Source organism: uncultured Draconibacterium sp. (assembly GCF_913060805.1).
In the GTDB taxonomy this organism is placed as follows: Bacteria; Bacteroidota; Bacteroidia; order Bacteroidales; family Prolixibacteraceae; genus Draconibacterium.
On the sequence record NZ_CAJXTC010000009.1, the window covers coordinates 161,878 to 180,318 of the forward strand.

The window sequence follows — 18,441 nt, forward strand, 5'->3', positions numbered from 1 at the left end:
AGAATGTGTAGGCAATCTGATATTGTGCAAAAAGGTACTACTTGTTAAAATGTTTAATATTGTAGAGAATTCTATAAATTGACCCCTGTTGTTGTAAATGAAACTCCTTGGTGTCCGGTAGTCCAAATCATTACCCCTTCAAATAGAGGTTTATGACTATACTTTTCTATTGCCCAATTGAAATTGAAATTTGCCCCTGTACCACCTTCATCATCCTCGTAGTCGATAATAATCTCTATAGTTTCCATTGGAGAAACAAAACAGGATTTTTAATATAACTCCTAATTAATTCACCTTTTGTATTGTAATAATCAGCACCAATTATATAAATAGGATCTTGCAAATTTACGTTGCGAATACTGACAGTGGCTGTTAGCAAATGGGTAGTTTGATGACTAGAAATATCATAAATCTCCGAATAAACAGACAAATACGATCGTCCAAATTCTAATGAATCAGCAGAAGGTAATTGAGTAATACGATTTTCCCAAATAATCTTTTTGGGTTCATTTTTAACTTTTGATTTTGTGCACGAAAGGAGTAATACAATTAACGAAATGAGAGTAACAATTTTCATTACAAAACATTTTTTTGGAAAATTATAAAAAAAAATCTAATATTGCATCGTAAACGATACAAAAACATCGAATGCGATAGTGGGGGGATAATTGAATATTAATTATTGCTAGTTTTTTGTAAATATCTCGTAACTACCGAGAAGAAAGTGTTTTTTGGCTTGTACAGTGGCCCATCAAAACCGAAAGGTTTTGATGGGCATTGTAATATTATAAACCGGTGTGATGCTAATAGAGCATTACCAATGGAAGACAATTAATCAATATGAAATGAAAACAATAGAAATTACAAAGCTTGATTTTACCCGTTTGACTGATGTCATTTATAACTTCCAACAATTTAATGAGAAAGGCTTAAACGAAATAGTGTATTTGAAAAGAGAAATAAAACGTGCCCATAAGAGAGAGTCATGTGAGATTGGTTCAGATTATGTAACAATGAATTCTATTGTTGAGATAACATATACCGATTTGGATCAAAAGATGCAAATAGAGCTGGTTTATCCCAAAGATGCCAATTTCAAATTAAAAAAGGTTTCCGTGGTTTCTTTTCTTGGTAGCGCACTCATTGGGCAAAAAGTTGGAAATACTATTACTTATAATACACCTAAGGGTAAAAGAGATATAAGAATTAACCAGATTATATATCAACCGGAAGCGAATGGTGTTTATTATCTGTGAGTGGAGTTTGTAAGGGTCAGATTATGAGTAAAATAACAGCTATGTGGTTTTTGCTAAAATATCGTGCATAACGTTTTTTTTTGCAACAATCTTTACACTATATAATTCAATTTGTAAGCCAACGTAAAGTCTAATATTATGAAAACATCTTTAACCGATTTTATTGAAAACTTAAGAGTGAATACTCCTATGGAGAGTGAATTTAACCAGGCAGTTGAAGAAGTTATTTCTTCGGTTTGGGATTTTTATTTAGAAAACCCACGGTATCAAAAAGCAAAAATCTTAGAACGAATGGTAGAACCCGAACGGGTTATCATGTTTCGTGTTCCATGGGTGGACGACAAGGGAGAGGTGCAAATTAACCGGGGATATCGTGTTGAATTTAATTCTGCTCTTGGACCGTACAAAGGAGGTTTGCGCTTTCATGCCACAGTAAATTTAAGTATTTTGAAATTTTTAGGTTTTGAACAAACCTTTAAAAACAGTCTAACTACGCTCCCCATGGGAGGAGGTAAAGGAGGTTCAGATTTTAGTCCAAAAGGAAAATCGGATGGTGAAATTATGCGTTTTTGTCAAAGTTTTATGACCGAGCTTTATCGTCATATTGGATCAAATACAGATGTTCCTGCAGGAGATATTGGTGTTGGTGGACGTGAGATTGGATATTTATTTGGACAATATAAGAGGCTGAAAAATGAGTTTACTGGTGTACTTACTGGAAAGGGATTGTTATGGGGAGGAAGTTTAATTCGGCCTGAAGCAACTGGTTATGGCGCAGTATATTTTGTCCAACATATGCTTAATCGAATTGGAAAGGATATTGAAGGGCAAACAATTGCCATTTCGGGCTTTGGTAATGTTGCATGGGGAGCAATATCTAAGATTAATGAGTTAGGAGGTAAGGTTGTAACAATTTCTGGCCCCGATGGATATATTTATGATAAGGAAGGAATAAAAGGAGACAAAATAGATTATCTACTTGAACTCCGTGCGAGCAATAATGACATTGTTCAGCCTTATGCTGAAGAGTTTGGTGTGAAATTTATTGCTGACAAACGTCCGTGGGAAGTTCCGGTTGATTTGGCAATGCCATGTGCAACTGAAAATGAAGTTAATATAAATGATGCTCAAAATCTTGTAAAGAACGGATGTAAACTATTTGCTGAAGCTTCAAATATGGGATGTACTGCCAATGCCGCTGACTATCTTGCAGAGTCGATAGATTATGCACCTGGAAAGGCCGTAAATGCCGGAGGAGTGTCTGTATCGGGATTGGAAATGTCACAAAACAGTATGCGTATAAGTTGGCCTCGTGAAGAAGTTGACGCTCGTTTAAAAATAATTATGAGGGAAATACACGATACATGTGTGAATTATGGTCAAAACGGGAAAAAGGTAAATTATATCAAAGGGGCAAATGTAGGTGCCTTTGTAAAGGTGGCCGAAGCGATGGTTGCACAAGGTATTGTCTAGGTTAATTCACATAAATGGAATAATACAATTAATCTAAACAAGATAAATCAACTAAATTAAAAGAGAATGGGGCCATTATCAATTAAGCATTTTATAATTTGTATCTCTTTCAAGTACTCCCAGCCCCGTTCTCTTATTTTCCATTATTCTGATTATTGCCTTTGCTATGTGAATAAAAGCTGAAAAAACAACTAGTGGATATAGAGGTTATAGGTTACACTAAAACGCACTAAAAAGCAGCTTTTATTGTACGTAAAATATTTTACTTTCAGAGTAATTTTGATTTACGAGCTATTGAAAGTTAGATCGAAATGTTCAAGAATTACATATGAACAATGTAAAGAAGACTCAATCTTCGGAATTTATTTGTGTTTTCATCCTAACTTGGAGAATTAATTGAAAAAGAGCCAAGCTGAGATGCTTAAATATCTCAGCTTGGCTTCAGATTACTTTTTAATAGACAATCCCGTTATTAATCCAAAAACAAACCAGCCGAGTACTAAGCATAACCATTAATAAGAGGCTTATATTCATCATCCAAAATGAGTTGATTTTTCTTTCCAAATCGCATTTAAATTCATATCCCTTAAAACAAAAAGCATGAGCCCGATTCCAAGCATTCCGTACACTCCAAGTAATGCAGTAAGACTATGAATAGGAGTAGTGTTAAGCCCCTGCATGAGGTACAATGCAATTGGAGGATTGATTAAGAATTTAAATATTCCAGCACCCAGAAAATTCCAGGACGCTACTGATACAAAGAATAAATTGGCCATTTATAGGCTGAAACCCATTCTTATGTGATGATAGGCTTCAAACCCCGTTAAAATAAGGGGAACTTAATTATATATTTGTAATTAAGTTTGATTCCGAAATATTAAGATGATCTATTATCTTTTGTTCGCAGTATCGTAATCATTTCGTTTATTTTTCCAATTAATGAATCAATTTTAAAGATTATTTCTGTCAGATAAATTCTCCTGATAATCAATCATAAAGGTTAATTATGCTTCAATTGTATTGTTTATTTAATTTATTAATGTAACGTAATGAAATAATTTTTATATTTGCATCGGATACGATACAAAAGTATTGGATACGATTTTTTAACAGAAGTTAAAATATTGTCAATTAATTTATCTCATTAAACATCGACTAAAATCTATTAAGGTGTTGGATGAGAATTTGAAGCATAATAATATGCCATTTTATTATTTAGGATCATGAGACAACCTAAAAATAAAATGAATTAGTAGAGAATGAAGATTTAAAAAACAGCCTGATGTTAAGGGCAAAAATCATATTAATAATTAATACCATGGAAACATTAAATCATCAGCGACAAAGAATTTGGCATCAAATGCCAAATGTAATGCATGAACATAGAAGACAATATTTAGTATCTGGCTCTTCTGTAAAACACTCAACCCAAGATGTTGAAAACAAGAACAGTAATTTTATTGTAGATTGGCAACTTAATCAACCACATTGGTAGTTGATGAACTAAGGTCTCTCTTTAAATGATCTGATTCTTTATCAAGAGAAACATATCAAAAATGAATGATTAATTTGATTAAAACAGACAGCTATGATCCAATATGCCAAAATAATTTTACCCAAAGTATATTTATGGGAAAAGTTGTATAAAAAGGAATTGCAGAAATGTGTTAGTTGGTCAGATCCTAAGGAATTGGACGAATTATACAATTGGTGCCATGAAAATTTTAATGACTTATATTCTCATATTCATAATGAGGTTTTTTTGGGAATAGCCTTAAAAAGTAAAAATCGTGCGTAGTTTTTTTACTAATTCCCGTAGGCTCCCCAAAAATTAATGAAGAGGATAGGTCTTTACCTTTCCACTCTTTCATTTTGGTTTAAATTATAAATGTGAAATACTAATAAAAGCAGACTATTCTTAGTTCTTGTTTTTATTACGATTTACAGAATTGAAAAACGATGCTAATTACGAGGTGTAATAATCTGATTTCAAAAGTGTGAAAGAGTTTAATAGGTTGTTATATACCGAGTTATGATCTATGTGGACGCCTCTGAAGATTATAATAGAAATGGATTCACAACGTCAGTATCCACTGAAATCGGTGAAGTATTTATATCATTCATTTCTTTAAGTTCTTAGATATTGATATGGAAAAACTAAAGGTAAAAAGTAAAAAATATGGAACCCAGAAAACAGGAAGAAAGAATAATATCGAGCTTAGATTTCGAGAAAATTATGCGACAAATAAAAGTTGCAGAAGAAGAGTACTCAAATGCTATTGAAAATATTCAAGACCTTAAAAGAAAGGTATTAACTGCACAAAAAGTAAATCCGCAAGAGATGTTAGCAAACATTGTTACAATGGGGTCTTTGGTTGAGATTAAGACAGACTATGATGATTTTACATTCAAACTAACATTGGTTTATCCTGAATTTGAAAATGTTAGAGAAAACAAAGTATCAGTTTTTTCAAACTTGGGTTCTGCTATTTTTTTGCAAAAAACCAATGATATCATTAGTTACTATACTTGGGAAAAGGAACATACGATTAAAATATTAGACATTCATAACCAGTCAGAAGCAGATGGAAATTTCATTACATAGGCATTAAATTATAATCTCCTCTAATTAATTTCCAAATTTCATTAATAATTCTAATAAAAATGTAATGGTAAAAAAAAGATTTGGCTTAAAGGAGCCTAAAAAAAGCATTAAAGAAAAAAGACTCGAAAAAAAAATAAAAAGACAAGAAGAAAAGATCGGTAAGAGAAAAAATAAGAGATGATGATAATTCCTATTGACGATTTTGTAAAAATTACACAACTTACTATCAATAAAAGTAAATTTTCTGCATCTCCCGGAAATATCAGAATTCTTAAAAGAAAGATTTCTTCAGCTCAGAAAGTAACAACTGTAAAAATTCCATCAGATATCATTATTATGAATTCAATTATTGATTTTAAATGTGAAAACAGCGATTTAAACTTCTCTATAAAATTAGTTTGTCCTGAAGATGAGAATATAAAAGAAAAAAGAATTTCAATTTTCTCATCATTAGGTACTGCAATCTATCTGCATAGAGTTGGCGATATTATTAAGTATTTAACGTGGAAAAAAGAAAATATAATTAGGATATTGAAAGTATCATTTAATTCAGAATCAAGTAATAGTTTCTTGCAGGAAAATAAGCAGTGATTCCATTAGTTATGCAATATTAATTTAGTCACATGAATAAAAATATGATCTGGTCTTATAAAGTAACTGTTCATATCCACTTTTTGATGATTTACATTACATATTCTGATATGATAAAACCTCTGTGTTAATCGATGGTAATTTACAAAACCAACATTTATATATATCCGAAAGAGGAACTGGATATGTGTTTGACTATTTCGTTTCCGCTGGGTGGCGAAATAACAAAATCGATTCCCGAATACGGAAACCAATGGTGTGTAACGGTCGATACTGACGGAAAAATAAATGATCAATATAATTTTCTTTTTTACGAGAGCCGTCAACTCGACATTTTTCAATACGAGAAGGGATGGTGTGTTGAACAGTCGGAGTTAACAACCTATTTTTAAACTAATCTGGCAGCCAGGAGTTTTTCGTCGAATGAAATAGCGGATTTCCTGGAATACTGGATACCCTTATTAAACGAAAACAATTATTACCTGGTTTATCCGCAAACAAACGAAATTATTGACCAGGCAATAGCATTTGATTTCTCGGTATCTCCAGATAAGATAAATCACTTGTTTTATGGCTTTGAAGAAACAGATGAGTTTATCGGGCTGGAAGAACCGGCACTGGTTTCATTTGAGCGAAATGGTTTTACAGTAATAGAGTGGGGCAGATTCTGGAGATAAGTACATACAGGGAAAAGCACCAATAAGGAAATTATTTATCATGGTAATTTTTTACCTGTGCATGTTTTTGTTTTCTGGATAATGGATTAAACCTCCGAATTGTAATCATAGCAAATCATGCAATTTCATTGCAATAAGCTTCGTTTCTGAAAATCCGGGATATATATTGAGGATTGCAGAAGTGTTTAATTAATGATGAATATATGTTTTTACCTATCTTGAAGAATAAGTTGCAAAGAGCAAAGCTGGGATAGTTATGCATCCCAGCTTTGTTTGAGATTACTTTTTAATTGACCAACCTGTTTTTAATCCAAAAACAAACCAGCCCAGGTACAAAGCTCCAATCGCGAAAATAGTATCTCCAATGGCACGTAGCCATCTTATTGTTTCCAATGTTGGACTTTCTAAAAACTCTGCGGATCGAGCATACCAAAGTCCGTGTTTTACACTTGCTACAGTTTGTGCCAATCCAACTGGAAGCACACTAATTAAAACCATTAATAAGAGGCCAATATTCATCATCCAAAATGCATAACGTATGGTTTTTTCTTTCCAAACAGCGTTTAAATCCATGTCTCGTAAAACAAAAAGCATAAGTCCAATTCCAAGCATTCCGTAAACCCCAAATAATGCGGTATGACCATGAACTGGAGTAGTATTAAGCCCTTGCATGTAGTACAAAGCAATTGGAGGATTGATTAAGAATCCAAATATTCCAGCACCCAGGAAATTCCAAAAAGCTACCGATACAAAGAAGTAGATTGGCCATTTATAGGCTAGTACCCATTCTTTAGCCCGGCTCATTCTTATGTTATGATAGGCTTCAAAACCCATTAAAACAAGAGGAACTACTTCCAGTGCACTAAATGTTGCTCCAAGAGCGAGAACTGCAGTTGGTGTTCCTGTAAAGTATAGATGGTGAAAAGTTCCGATAATACCACCTGATAAAAATATAATGGTTGAAAAGAGTACACTTGATGTCGCAATCTTTGTCTGAATCAGCTGCATCCGAACAAAAAGAAATGCAATAGCGACTGTAGCAAAAACTTCAAAGAAACCTTCCACCCAAAGGTGAACAACCCACCAGCGCCAGTATTCGGCTATAGCAAGATGGGTTTGGCGCCCCCACATTAAACCGGCAGCATAAAAAGTAGCAATGGCAATTGATGCTATAAGGAACATGGTAAGTAAATGTCGGTTTTCATTTTTTGCTTTCAATGCCGGCCAAATGGCACGGCCCATTAAAAGTAACCATAACACTAATCCAATAAGAAGAAAGATCTGCCAAAATCTACCTAGGTCAACATATTCGTAGCCCTGATGGCCAAACCAGAAATTTTCTACAAGACCTAGTTTTTGCATGACACCCATCCATTGACCGGCAAGTGAACCAACGACTATAATCAATAGTGCTATAAACAAAAAGTTTACCCCAAAACGTTGAAACTTTGGTTCTTTACCTGATATTGCGGGTGCAATAAATAGTCCGGTTGCCAGCCACGAAGTTGCTATCCAGAAAATAGCCAGTTGGATATGCCACGTTCTGGAAATGGAATAGGGTAGAAAATCGGCCAGAGGCAAACCATAAAAGCCAAGTCCTTCAACACCATAATGCGCCGTTACAACTCCCATGAAAATCTGTACCAAAATAAGTGCTGTTACCACCCAGAAATACTTAAGTGTCGCCTTCATCGACGGAGTGAGTTTGGTCCCTGATAAAGGATTTACCTTTGGAATATCTGGATTGGCCTCCTCTTCCCGGTTAGTGGCGTAATACCAGCCCAGTAGTCCAATTCCAAATAACAAAATTATTACACTAAATCCTGTCCACAATAGTAACGACCCGGTTGGTTCATTACCAACCAGCTTTTCAGGAGGCCAGTTATTTGTATAGGTAATATCTTTGCCGGGGCGTTCTGTAACCGTAGCCCAACTGGCCCAAAAGAAAAAGGCATTCATTTTATCCATTCGGCCTTCGTCTTTTATCGAGTTAGCAGGGATGGCATATGCTTCGCGTAACTCAGCCAAGTCGGGATCATTCATAAATAATCCGGAATAATGTGCACTGTTGCTCTTAATCGCTTCAGCCCGAACTTTTGATACAATTAAACTTTTTGATGATTTGTCGTAGGTGTTTTTCCGCAATTCGTTTTGTAAACGTTTTTGCAATAGTGCTTGTTTCTCATCTTCTAAATCATCATAAGAAAGTGAGAATTCGGCCAACGACCATGTATCCAAAATAAAAAGCGCTTCTTTATGCAACCAGTCTGCAGTCCAGTCGGGAGCCTTGTAAGCACCGTGACCCCATATAGTGCCTACTTCCTGACCGCCTATTGATTGCCAAACATTTTGACCATCTTTAATATCAGCAGAAGTAAATACAACTGAACCATCGGGCAAAATTACTTTTTCGGGGATAGGAGGTTTTTCACGATAGATTTCCCGGCCAAAATAACCAAGAATTCCAAACGAAATTACCATAACAAGGATAAAACCAATCCAAAGTTTTTTAGAATTCATAAATAATGATTTAAAAGTTTGTTTGTGCAAATGTATAATAAAATTATAAAAAGACCCTGTTGTCCTTTGATAAAATGTTTTTATCTTTGTCAAAAAAATAATAGCTATGGAAATAAATAGAAATGTAACTGTGGGAGAGATTGTAAAAGTGAATTATAAAACAGCACAAATATTCGATCGTAACAATATCGATTTTTGTTGCGGTGGTGGTATCAGTTTGGAAAAGGCCTGTGAAAAAGCAAATGTGGATATCTCTGCTTTGCTCCCTGAATTGGAAGGTGCTGTGCAGGCCAGTGATCCTGATTCAAAATATATCGATTCGATGGAACTAAATGAATTGTGTGATTATATTGAAAAAAGACATCACTCGTATGTCACTGATAATATCCCTTTTTTAAGTGAAAAGCTTAATAAACTTTGTAGTGTACATGGAGATAATCACCCTGAACTTTTTAAGGTTCGTGAATTGTTTGAAGCGTCAGCAGGTAACCTGACAGCACATATGAAGAAAGAAGAGCTGGTGTTGTTTCCGTATATACGTAAGCTGGTGAACTACAAAAATAATGGTAATCCGGATTCTACCAATTTGGGTGGAATAGATGCACCTATTCAGGTAATGTTGGAAGAGCACCAGGCAGAAGGGGAACGTTTTTTTGAAATTGCAGCATTAACATCAGATTATACTTGTCCGCCTGATGGATGCAATACATATCGTATAACTTATCAAACTTTAGGAGATTTTGAACAGGACCTACATCGACATATTCATCTGGAAAACAATATTTTATTTTTGAAAGCATTAGCTTTGGAGAAAGAAATTATTTCATAAACAAAGACTATGTTAGCTAAAAGTACTGAATATGCAATACGAGCGCTGGTGTTTATTCAACTCCGAAATTGGGAGGAGAAACGACCGGGCGTGATAGAAATTGCAGAAGAAATTGAAGCACCTACGGCATTCTCAGCAAAAATTTTGCAAACTCTAACCCGTCATAAATTAGTTGACTCTGCCAAAGGGCGAGGAGGAGGCTTCTTTTTCAATAGTGAGCAATCGGGATTAACACTTTACCAAGTGATTCATATTATGGAAGGTGATACTTGTTTTCATAAATGTGGATTTGGTCTTAAGTCGTGTAATAATGCAAATCCATGTCCATTGCATGAAAAATACAAGGTGGTGAGAGATGGGTTTTACGAGATTGTACGCACAGAAACGATTCATTCGTTAGCTGATAAGATTAGACAAGGAAAGGCAACACTTAACAGGGTGACTCACTGATTTTTGAGACATTTAGTAAAAGTATCGAATTGACTAAAAGAATAGAATAAATAGCCGATAAATCCTGACTTGATTGGTAATCAGTTGTGTATTTCGTAGAGGTGTATATTGTTAAAAGCGGATTTTTAGCTATTGTGTAAATTGCTAGAAGTATTCCTGGTGAATATTTTATACGTGTCTTATGCAGAATGAATCTTATCGTGGTTGGGATGTTTTTTCCTTATAACAAGAGAAACTACATGAGAGATTAAAAACGATTGTGCAGAAGAATAATGAGGTAGAAATAAATTTTAATGAAACGGTAAAATTTATTGATAAAGAAAGAGAAAACAAGGAAAATCATGAAGTATTCCAGACATGTTATGCCGCTTTTGTTAGCCTTTTGGGCAGGATTGGTTAGCGCAATCAGCTTTTTTGAAGCATGGCTAAAGTTCAGAGCAGAGGGAGTGACATTGAAAATAGGTTTGAGTATTGGTAAACTGGTGTTTACATCATTAAACCGTGTGGAGGTTGTTTTATTGGTACTTGTTTGGACAATAATGTTAATACAAGAAAAGCAAGACTTGTTGCGAATTACATCTCTGCATACAATGTGGTGGATTGTAACCTGCATTCTGTCATTACAAACGGTATGGTTATTACCTGCGATGGTAGACAGGGCAGAGCAAATTATTGCGGGCACACAATTGCAAGGCTCAAATCTTCATTTTTGGTTTGGAGCCTTTGAAGTAATAAAAGTTTCCTTGTTAATAGCAATATCATTACGATATAAAAAAATAGCATGAAACGTTTTTACATCAAATAGAAGGTTGTTCATTTTCAAATTAAAATAAACTTAATGAAAACAATAGGAATACTCGGCGGACTGGGACCAGAAGCTACTGCAGATTATTATAAAAAATTAATTAATGGTTTCAAAAAATTAAATGAAAATGGGAGTTTGACTTACCCCGAAATTGTTATTTATAGTGTTACGATGTCCAAATTCATAAATTTACTGGAAGAGGGGCAAAATGAAGTGGCTACACATTATTTAGTTGATTGCATTAAAAAAATAGAGCGGGCAGGGGCCGATTTTGCTGCAATTGGTGCAAATACCCCGCATTTGTTGTTTAACGAAATTCAATCAAAAACAAATTTGCCTTTGGTAAGTATTGTGGAGTCGTGTGCTATTGCAGCTAAAAAGTTGCAGGTAAAAAGCTGTGTACTAATCGGAAGTAAGTTTACGATGCAAAACGGCTTTTTTGAAGATGTGTTTTCAAAACAAAGTATTGAAATAGTTGTACCTGATGAGCCTGAAATTGAGTTGATTAATAAAAGATTGTTTGAAGAGTTGGAATTAGGGATCTTTAAAGAAGATACGAAAAATGAAATATTATCAATACTTAAAGATATTAAGAAAGATAAAAGTATAGATGCTGTTATTCTTGGGTGTACCGAATTTCCATTGATGTTTACAGAAGAAAGATATCTTGATATACCTTTTCTGAATACAACACAAATACATGTAGATGCTATTATTAAAGAATGTATAAAAACTTAAGCTATGAAAACATTGGCTAAGTATCTACCTGTTAATCCGGACTTTTATGACGTGATGGACCTGTTGCTTCATCGGGAAGTCAGGGTGATTTATTTTGGAGTGGATCAAATACTGGAAGAGTCAAACGGAAGCTTCAAAGGAATTGATAAAAAGGACCATGGAGAATTTATGGAGATCGTGAATGACAAGAATGTAAGATTAGATCGGATAATTACCATTAACGGGAAGATCGGTCCTGCATATGACGCGTATGAGGCTTATGCGAATGCTTGTTTATCCTGTCAGGCAGGTTATGATGATTGATTATGGGTATAAAAAGAGTATGGAGAGATGATACCGTAAATACATGTATTGCTTGCAAGATTTGCCATGCTTTTGCCCCACAGGTATTTAAAGTCTTCGAAAAAATGATTGTAGTACCGGGGCTTGATTATGATAAGTATGAGGGCGAAATAAAGGAAGCTGTTGAGAATTGCCCCACAGGAATAATTAAAATTGAAGTAGAAAAATGAAAGTAGCTGTTTGGGATACATACGTAAAACGTGCAGATGGCGAAAAGATGCATTTTGACATCATTGTGCCTGAGGATATGAAGAATGAAGAGATGATATACACTTATGGTATGGAATATCTTAAAGAAAAGAATATTAAATCGGCAGAACTTACATCAAAAGAATGCAAGTTCTGCCACATAGAAAAAGCGAACGACAATATGCTCGCGGACCTAAATAGTGCAGGGTACCATATTGTAGAAATGGAAAACTGCAATAACTAAGTATTGAATTCATGTATTTAAATACAGCACCGTCAACACATTATGCAGTAAAATTTTTTCACAAGAACAGAAGGCGATAAGGATTCGAAATTTAAGTTACTGGAATTGTTATTAGTACAACACCTGAATTAACCAAATAGTTATCATGAAAGAAGAAATTGTTCAATTTGACAAGAATATAGCGAAATGGATGAGTGCATGGAGTATTCCTGCCATTCGAATCTCATTTGGAATAATATTTATATGGTTTGGTGTATTGAAGCCATTGGGTTTATCATCAGCTGAAGGTTTATTAAAAGCAACTGTGGTTTGGTTGCCAATTGGTACTCCCGCTTTTTGGTTAATTGTGATTGGGTGTTGGGAAGTTATTATTGGAGTTACTTTCCTTTTCAAAAAAACCACAAAAATTGCGATTGCATTGCTTTTTCTACAAATGTTTGGAACTTTTATGCCTTTGTTTTTATTACCTCAAGTTACATATCAAAATGGGAATTTTTTAATGCCAACTTTAGAAGGACAATATATCATTAAAAATTTAATGATTATTTCGGCCGCTTTAGTTCTTGGTGGTACGTTCTATAAAAATCGGAAATAATTGATCTTAAGTGTTAAGTTGCTGATAATTGATATCGAATTATACAATGGATAAGTTATAATCACTAGTATGGATAAAAACACAGTAAATTTCGTATGAATTAGTAACAAAAGTTATGTTATTCTTCATGGCAGCAATAGCTAATGCAGATCCCTTAATCTGTAGCCTACCAAGAGAAACCAGGAACAAAAGTGCGAATATGCATGTTTATATCAGGCGACTGAGTTTGCCGGAATTGTTACAAAAACTAAGAATCATCAAATTCCGTAGTAAGGATTTATTTAATATTTCCTAAATTTAATATACATCTAATCTCAAAATTATATGAGTGAACTAATTAACAATTCGAAGTACAGAAAGGAACAACTGAAGCAATTGATTTTAAAACTGCATCAGGGAGAATCGGCTGATAGTGTTCGGAAAGAACTGGTGGAATCACTAAAAAATATTCCATACGGCGAAGTCGTAGAAGTTGAGCAGGAACTCATGCAGGAAGGCTTACCGGAAGAGGAAGTTCTGAAACTTTGTGATGTACACGGTTCTGTTCTTGAAGGGAATGTTGATTTGTCGGGGGCAAAGACCATTCCTGAAGGACACCCTGTTGATGTGTTTCAGCAGGAGAATGTTGAGTTACGGAAGGTGGCTGAACAGGCGAAACACCAGCTCGATGAGTTGCCGAATGTGGATAAAACTGAATTTAAAACTTATGCGCTGCAACTTGAAAGCCTTTTTAACCAACTGATGGACGTTGATAAGCACTATCAGCGAAAAGAGTATTTGGTATTTCCTTATCTCGAAAAAAATGAAATCACGGGGCCACCAAAGGTAATGTGGGGTAAACACGATGAAATCAGAGAACAACTGAAAGCCTGTATTACTATTCTGAAAACTCCGGAACTTAAATTCGAAGATCTTTTTGATGCACTCGAAATATTGTTTTATGTGGCGCTGCAGGGATTGGTTGATATGATTCAAAAGGAAGAAGAAATTTTGTTTCCCATGGCTATGGATGTGCTTACTACCGAAGATTGGTGGAATATTCATAAACAAACACTGGAATACGGCTTTTCGCTCTATGACCCAAAAGTAGAGTGGAAACCCGAGGGACTCACTGACGAAGCTACTGAAAGTAATGTTAATTCCGATGGAAATATTCAGTTGCCATCGGGGAGTTTTTCGGCGGAGGAAATTAAAGCCATTTTGAATTCGGTTCCCTTCGATATGACTTTTGTGGACAGAAACGATAAAGTGAAATATTTTACGCAGGGAAAAGAACGAATTTTTGCCCGCAGCCGATCCATAATTAACCGCGATGTACGTTTGTGTCATCCTCCGGGAAGTACACATATTGTTGAGAAGATAATTGAAGACTTTAAGTCAGGAAAAGCTTCGCACGCACCTTTCTGGATACAAATGAAAGGCAAATTCATTAAAATTGAATACTTCGCATTGCGCGACGAGGATGGCAAATACCTGGGTACTCTGGAAGTCTCGCAGGATCTTTCTGAAAACAGAAGCCTGGAGGGCGAGCGCAGGATCTTATCATATACCGATGAAAATGAATAGGAGATGGAAAAACTGATCATTACACCAAAAACGAAAATATTCGATTTGCTGGAAGCCTATCCACAGCTTGAAGATGTGCTGATTCGTGCGGCACCGCCTTTTAAGAAACTTCGGAATCCGGTTTTACGAAAAACCATTACCAAGATTACAACTTTAAGCCAGGCAGCTACTATTGGGGGGTGAAAGTGGAGGATCTGATTAATGAATTGAGAAACGAAGTTGGCCAGACTCAGGTAGATGCTGACAGCGATGAAAGTATTCAGTATAAAACAGAACAACCGGAATGGTTTAACGAAGACAATATAGTGGAAACTATTGACATCCGGGAGATGTTGAATGCCGGAGAACAACCGGTTCATGAAGTTCTGTCGGCCATTAAAAAACTGAATGAGCGGGAGATTCTGAAAGTTATAGCACCTTTTATTCCGGCACCATTGATCGACAAATCGTTGAGCATGGATTACAAGCATTGGCTGAATCAAAAGGCAGAAGAAGAATTTTGGGTGTTTTTTATCAAATAGAGCTCGATGTCGGAATTTACAAAAACTAAAGAACGGAGATTGGCAAAGCTAATGGAAGTCTCCAAACAGATCCTTGAAACCGGGAATGCACATTCTTTTGTTATTGCCAACAAGGATTTTATACCAACAGTAATACCAGACGATTTTATTGCGTTGTTCGATAGCCTGGTAAAAGACGATTATGCCGTTGAAGAGTTAAAAAAGCTTGCCAGTAAGGTTTTGAATATATTCCATATTCCAATTGAAACTTACCCGCGAATTGAACCTGCTGACGATTCGTTTTTAGGCGTGCTGGAACAAAATAACCGGGAGATGGTGAAGGTCTTAGAGGAAATAAGACCAGTGTTTAAGGCATTTGTAAAAGATCGTGTGAATCACACACTACAAACGGAATTGCTGAAAAAGTTCCAACATCTGGAAGTTTTTGTGAAGCATTACACCATTAAAGAAAATGTACTTTTTCCGTCAATCGAAAAAGCCTGGCCCGATTACCGCTGTCTGCAAATTATGTGGTCGATACACGATGATATCAGGGCTAACATTAAGTTGGTTATCAGTCAGCTTGAAAAGGGCTCAATTGATTTCAAATCATTTAATCGTTGTGTCGGCGATATCTTTTTTAATATGATGGCGATTAAATTCAGAGAAGAACATATTTTGTTTCCCTTAATTCTTTCCACAATCGGTGAAGACGAACTGCAGTCGATGAATCAGCTGGGTTTTGAAATTGGATATCCTTACATTAAACCGAGAACGACAAATAGGGAAGAACAGGCCAGTATCTCTGATGGTTTTATCAATCTCGGCACCGGAATTTTGAATGCAGAACAAATAAAGTTGATTTTTAATCACTTACCGGTTGATATTACTTATGTTGATGAACATGATAAGGTTCAATATTTCTCAACGCCACCAAAAAGAATCTTTCCCAGAACCGTTGCCATTATAGGGCGAGAGGTTAAAAATTGCCATCCTCCTGAGAGCGTGCATGTGGTAGAAAAAATTGTGGAATCGTTTAAGTCGGGCAAAAAAGACCAAGCCTCTTTCTGGATAAAAATGAAAGGAGAAATTATTCTTATTCAATATTTTGCGGTAAGAGACCAATTAGGCAATTATAAAGGAGTGATTGAAGTGTCGCAGGAAATTTCGGAGATCAAAGCCCTGGAGGGGGAGAAGCGGTTGCTTGACTGGTGAGGAATCAGTTACTTTAAAAATCTCTGAATAGACAATTCAGTCATATTTATAGCGTTGCTAGATTTGTGTAAAAGTTTATTTAGAACAAGTAAAGATTGGTTTGATAGGAGTAAAAGTAGTTTGAGTTTTTTACGAAATAGCTTAAATTGTAACATCTGTTACAAAATGGTAGTAAGAATCAAAAGATATTTACTGCATAAAAGATTGATCAACCAATTGCTATGTTAAAACAACTACTTCCACCTAAAAAATGGCAGCTTCCGGTAATTTTCGTATTAAGCATATTTGCAGGTTTGGTAATGTTCTTGCTTTACGTTTCAAAAGCGCATTCATACCTTTCTGATAATCCTGCAACCTGTACCAATTGTCACATAATGGCACCACAGTATGCCACGTGGCAGCATAGTTCTCATCGAGAGGTTGCACATTGTAACGACTGTCATGTACCGCACAATAATGTATTTAACAAGTACTATTTTAAGGCGAAGGATGGCCTGCGCCATGCAACTATTTTTACGCTGAGAAAAGAGCCTCAGGTAATATATATTCACGAAGAAGGTGCTGAGGTAGTGCAAAATAACTGTATTCGCTGTCATCAGAAACTGTTGGAAGACCCTAAATTAATTGGGAATGTAGAAGCTCATAAAGCGCATCGCGAAGACCGGCGTTGTGTTGAATGTCATCGCGAAGTTCCACACGGACGTGTAAATAGCATTTCGAGTGTTCCCAATGCGCGGGTACCACTGCCCGAGAGCCCTGTTCCGAACTGGATAAAACAATACATAAAAAATAACTAAAACAGAATCATGAGTGCAAAACAAAAACTAACCGAGAAACGCCCATGGCTGGCATGGGTACTTTTTTTAACAACCGTAGTGGTGGTTTTCTTTCTTGGCCTACTGGCCTCTTCAATTGTTGAGCGAAGAACAGAAGCAGCTTACGTTAATGTTCCAAAGGCCGAAATTGGCAAATTTGAGCCACGCAACGAAGTATGGGGTCAGAATTATCCCCGCGAGTTTCAATCGTATTACGGAACTGCTGATACAAGTTTTCAGAGTAAATACAATGGTAATACCATGATTGATATGTTGGAGGTTGATCCCAGACTCGTAGTACTTTGGGCTGGGTATGGTTTCTCAAAAGACTATAATCAGGGACGAGGTCATTTCTATTCAATAACTGATATTCAAAATACCTTACGTACCGGAGCGCCAAAAACTCCAAAAGAAGGGCCGATGCCTGCAACCTGTATGACTTGTAAAAGCCCGGATGTTCCGAGGCTGATGAACGAAAAGGGTGTAGCTGCATTTTACACCGGAGCCTGGGCCGAATTGGGAGCAGAAGTGGTAAATCCAATCGGTTGTGCCGATTGTCACGACAACGAAACGATGAACCTGACTGTAACACGTCCGGCACTGGTAGAAGCATTTGAACGCATGGGAAAAGATATAACTAAAGCCAGCCATCAGGAAATGCGAAGTTTGGTATGTGCACAGTGTCATGTGGAATATTACTTCGATAAGAAAAAAGTAGATGGTGCGCAATACTTAACCTTTCCCTGGGATAATGGCTTTAGTGTTGAAGCCATGGAAGAGTACTACGATAATCTGGAATTCAGTGATTGGACACATGCATTGAGTAAAGCACCAATGTTAAAAGCGCAACATCCGGGATATGAAATACATTCAACCGGAATTCATGCTCAACGTGGGGTGTCGTGTGCCGACTGCCATATGCCATACAAAAGTGAAGGTGGACAGAAATTTACCGATCATCACATGCAATCTCCGTTAAATAATATTGCCAACTCATGTCAGGTATGTCATCGTGAAGAGGCAGGCACCCT

21 protein-coding genes and 1 pseudogene are annotated in these 18,441 nt (G+C 35.9%); 20 read left to right on the top strand and 2 right to left on the bottom strand.

The genetic code is table 11. From position 1 onward, the window contains the following. Window positions 1-71 precede the first annotated feature (71 nt). Window positions 72-577: pseudogene (locus tag QZ576_RS07700) on the bottom strand (DUF3124 domain-containing protein). 268 nt (window positions 578-845) lie between these two features. Between QZ576_RS07700 and QZ576_RS07705 the strand changes: the two are divergent. The 6 genes from QZ576_RS07705 to QZ576_RS07730 all read left to right on the top strand — a co-directional run bounded on the left by QZ576_RS07705 (window position 846) and on the right by QZ576_RS07730 (window position 6,317). Then, complete coding sequence (locus QZ576_RS07705) at window positions 846-1,256, top strand: GreA/GreB family elongation factor (protein ID WP_297095741.1); 411 nt, start codon at window positions 846-848, stop codon at window positions 1,254-1,256. Between the two features lie 138 nt (window positions 1,257-1,394). Further along, complete coding sequence (gene gdhA / locus QZ576_RS07710; RefSeq protein ID WP_297095743.1) at window positions 1,395-2,729, top strand: NADP-specific glutamate dehydrogenase; 1,335 nt, start codon at window positions 1,395-1,397, stop codon at window positions 2,727-2,729. 1,318 nt (window positions 2,730-4,047) lie between these two features. After that, a complete protein-coding gene (locus QZ576_RS07715; RefSeq protein WP_297095746.1) occupies window positions 4,048-4,224 on the top strand; it encodes a hypothetical protein in 177 nt (58 codons plus the stop codon). A gap of 684 nt (window positions 4,225-4,908) precedes the next feature. Then, window positions 4,909-5,334 (top strand): GreA/GreB family elongation factor, encoded by a 426-nt coding sequence (locus tag QZ576_RS07720; protein WP_297095748.1) that lies wholly within the window; start codon window positions 4,909-4,911, stop codon window positions 5,332-5,334. Window positions 5,335-5,511: 177 nt separating this feature from the next. Further along, window positions 5,512-5,925 carry a GreA/GreB family elongation factor gene (locus QZ576_RS07725; protein WP_297095750.1) on the top strand — a complete coding sequence of 138 codons (414 nt, stop codon included), beginning with the start codon at window positions 5,512-5,514 and terminating at the stop codon, window positions 5,923-5,925. A gap of 134 nt (window positions 5,926-6,059) precedes the next feature. Beyond that, window positions 6,060-6,317 (top strand): hypothetical protein, encoded by a 258-nt coding sequence (locus QZ576_RS07730; protein ID WP_297095752.1) that lies wholly within the window; start codon window positions 6,060-6,062, stop codon window positions 6,315-6,317. Between the two features lie 564 nt (window positions 6,318-6,881). Here the strand turns inward: QZ576_RS07730 and QZ576_RS07735 are convergent. Further along, window positions 6,882-9,122, bottom strand: coding sequence for a nitric-oxide reductase large subunit (locus QZ576_RS07735; protein ID WP_297095754.1), 2,241 nt, complete (start codon window positions 9,120-9,122; stop codon window positions 6,882-6,884). A gap of 106 nt (window positions 9,123-9,228) precedes the next feature. On the opposite strand from QZ576_RS07735, the gene ric reads away from it, so the two are divergent. The 14 genes from ric to QZ576_RS07800 all read left to right on the top strand — a co-directional run. After that, on the top strand, window positions 9,229-9,951 hold the full coding sequence (ric, locus tag QZ576_RS07740; protein ID WP_297095756.1) for an iron-sulfur cluster repair di-iron protein: 723 nt from the start codon (window positions 9,229-9,231) through the stop codon (window positions 9,949-9,951). Window positions 9,952-9,960: 9 nt separating this feature from the next. Then, window positions 9,961-10,401, top strand: a complete 441-nt coding sequence (locus tag QZ576_RS07745; RefSeq protein ID WP_297095758.1) for an Rrf2 family transcriptional regulator — start codon at window positions 9,961-9,963, stop codon at window positions 10,399-10,401. 341 nt (window positions 10,402-10,742) lie between these two features. Beyond that, window positions 10,743-11,186: a hypothetical protein gene (locus tag QZ576_RS07750; RefSeq protein WP_297095760.1), complete on the top strand. Its 444-nt coding sequence runs from the start codon at window positions 10,743-10,745 to the stop codon at window positions 11,184-11,186. Between the two features lie 53 nt (window positions 11,187-11,239). Next, the gene (locus tag QZ576_RS07755; protein WP_297095763.1) at window positions 11,240-11,944 is read left to right on the top strand and encodes an aspartate/glutamate racemase family protein; all 705 of its coding nucleotides are present in this window, start codon (window positions 11,240-11,242) and stop codon (window positions 11,942-11,944) included. A 3-nt stretch (window positions 11,945-11,947) separates the two neighbouring features. Further along, window positions 11,948-12,247, top strand: a complete 300-nt coding sequence (locus QZ576_RS07760) for a hypothetical protein (protein ID WP_297095766.1) — start codon at window positions 11,948-11,950, stop codon at window positions 12,245-12,247. Window positions 12,248-12,249: 2 nt separating this feature from the next. Beyond that, complete coding sequence (locus QZ576_RS22540; RefSeq protein WP_367270453.1) at window positions 12,250-12,456, top strand: ferredoxin; 207 nt, start codon at window positions 12,250-12,252, stop codon at window positions 12,454-12,456. Beyond that, on the top strand, window positions 12,453-12,719 hold the full coding sequence (locus QZ576_RS07765; protein WP_297095769.1) for a DUF2024 family protein: 267 nt from the start codon (window positions 12,453-12,455) through the stop codon (window positions 12,717-12,719). The genes QZ576_RS22540 and QZ576_RS07765 overlap by 4 nt, the downstream gene beginning before the upstream one ends. Window positions 12,720-12,864: 145 nt before the next feature. Continuing rightward, window positions 12,865-13,314, top strand: a complete 450-nt coding sequence (locus QZ576_RS07770; RefSeq protein WP_297095771.1) for a hypothetical protein — start codon at window positions 12,865-12,867, stop codon at window positions 13,312-13,314. Between the two features lie 324 nt (window positions 13,315-13,638). Next, window positions 13,639-14,880, top strand: coding sequence for a DUF438 domain-containing protein (locus QZ576_RS07775; protein ID WP_297095773.1), 1,242 nt, complete (start codon window positions 13,639-13,641; stop codon window positions 14,878-14,880). Between the two features lie 3 nt (window positions 14,881-14,883). Beyond that, complete coding sequence (locus QZ576_RS07780; protein ID WP_297095775.1) at window positions 14,884-15,063, top strand: DUF1858 domain-containing protein; 180 nt, start codon at window positions 14,884-14,886, stop codon at window positions 15,061-15,063. A gap of 2 nt (window positions 15,064-15,065) precedes the next feature. Next, window positions 15,066-15,401 carry a hypothetical protein gene (locus QZ576_RS07785; RefSeq protein ID WP_297095778.1) on the top strand — a complete coding sequence of 112 codons (336 nt, stop codon included), beginning with the start codon at window positions 15,066-15,068 and terminating at the stop codon, window positions 15,399-15,401. A gap of 39 nt (window positions 15,402-15,440) precedes the next feature. Then, entirely contained in the window at window positions 15,441-16,595 is a 1,155-nt protein-coding gene (locus QZ576_RS07790; protein ID WP_297095780.1) for a PAS domain-containing protein, read from the top strand. 221 nt (window positions 16,596-16,816) lie between these two features. Continuing rightward, on the top strand, window positions 16,817-17,392 hold the full coding sequence (nrfH, locus tag QZ576_RS07795; RefSeq protein ID WP_297095782.1) for a cytochrome c nitrite reductase small subunit: 576 nt from the start codon (window positions 16,817-16,819) through the stop codon (window positions 17,390-17,392). A gap of 9 nt (window positions 17,393-17,401) precedes the next feature. After that, window positions 17,402-18,441: ammonia-forming cytochrome c nitrite reductase subunit c552 (locus QZ576_RS07800; protein ID WP_297095784.1), on the top strand; the 1,040-nt coding region annotated here is incomplete at its 3' end.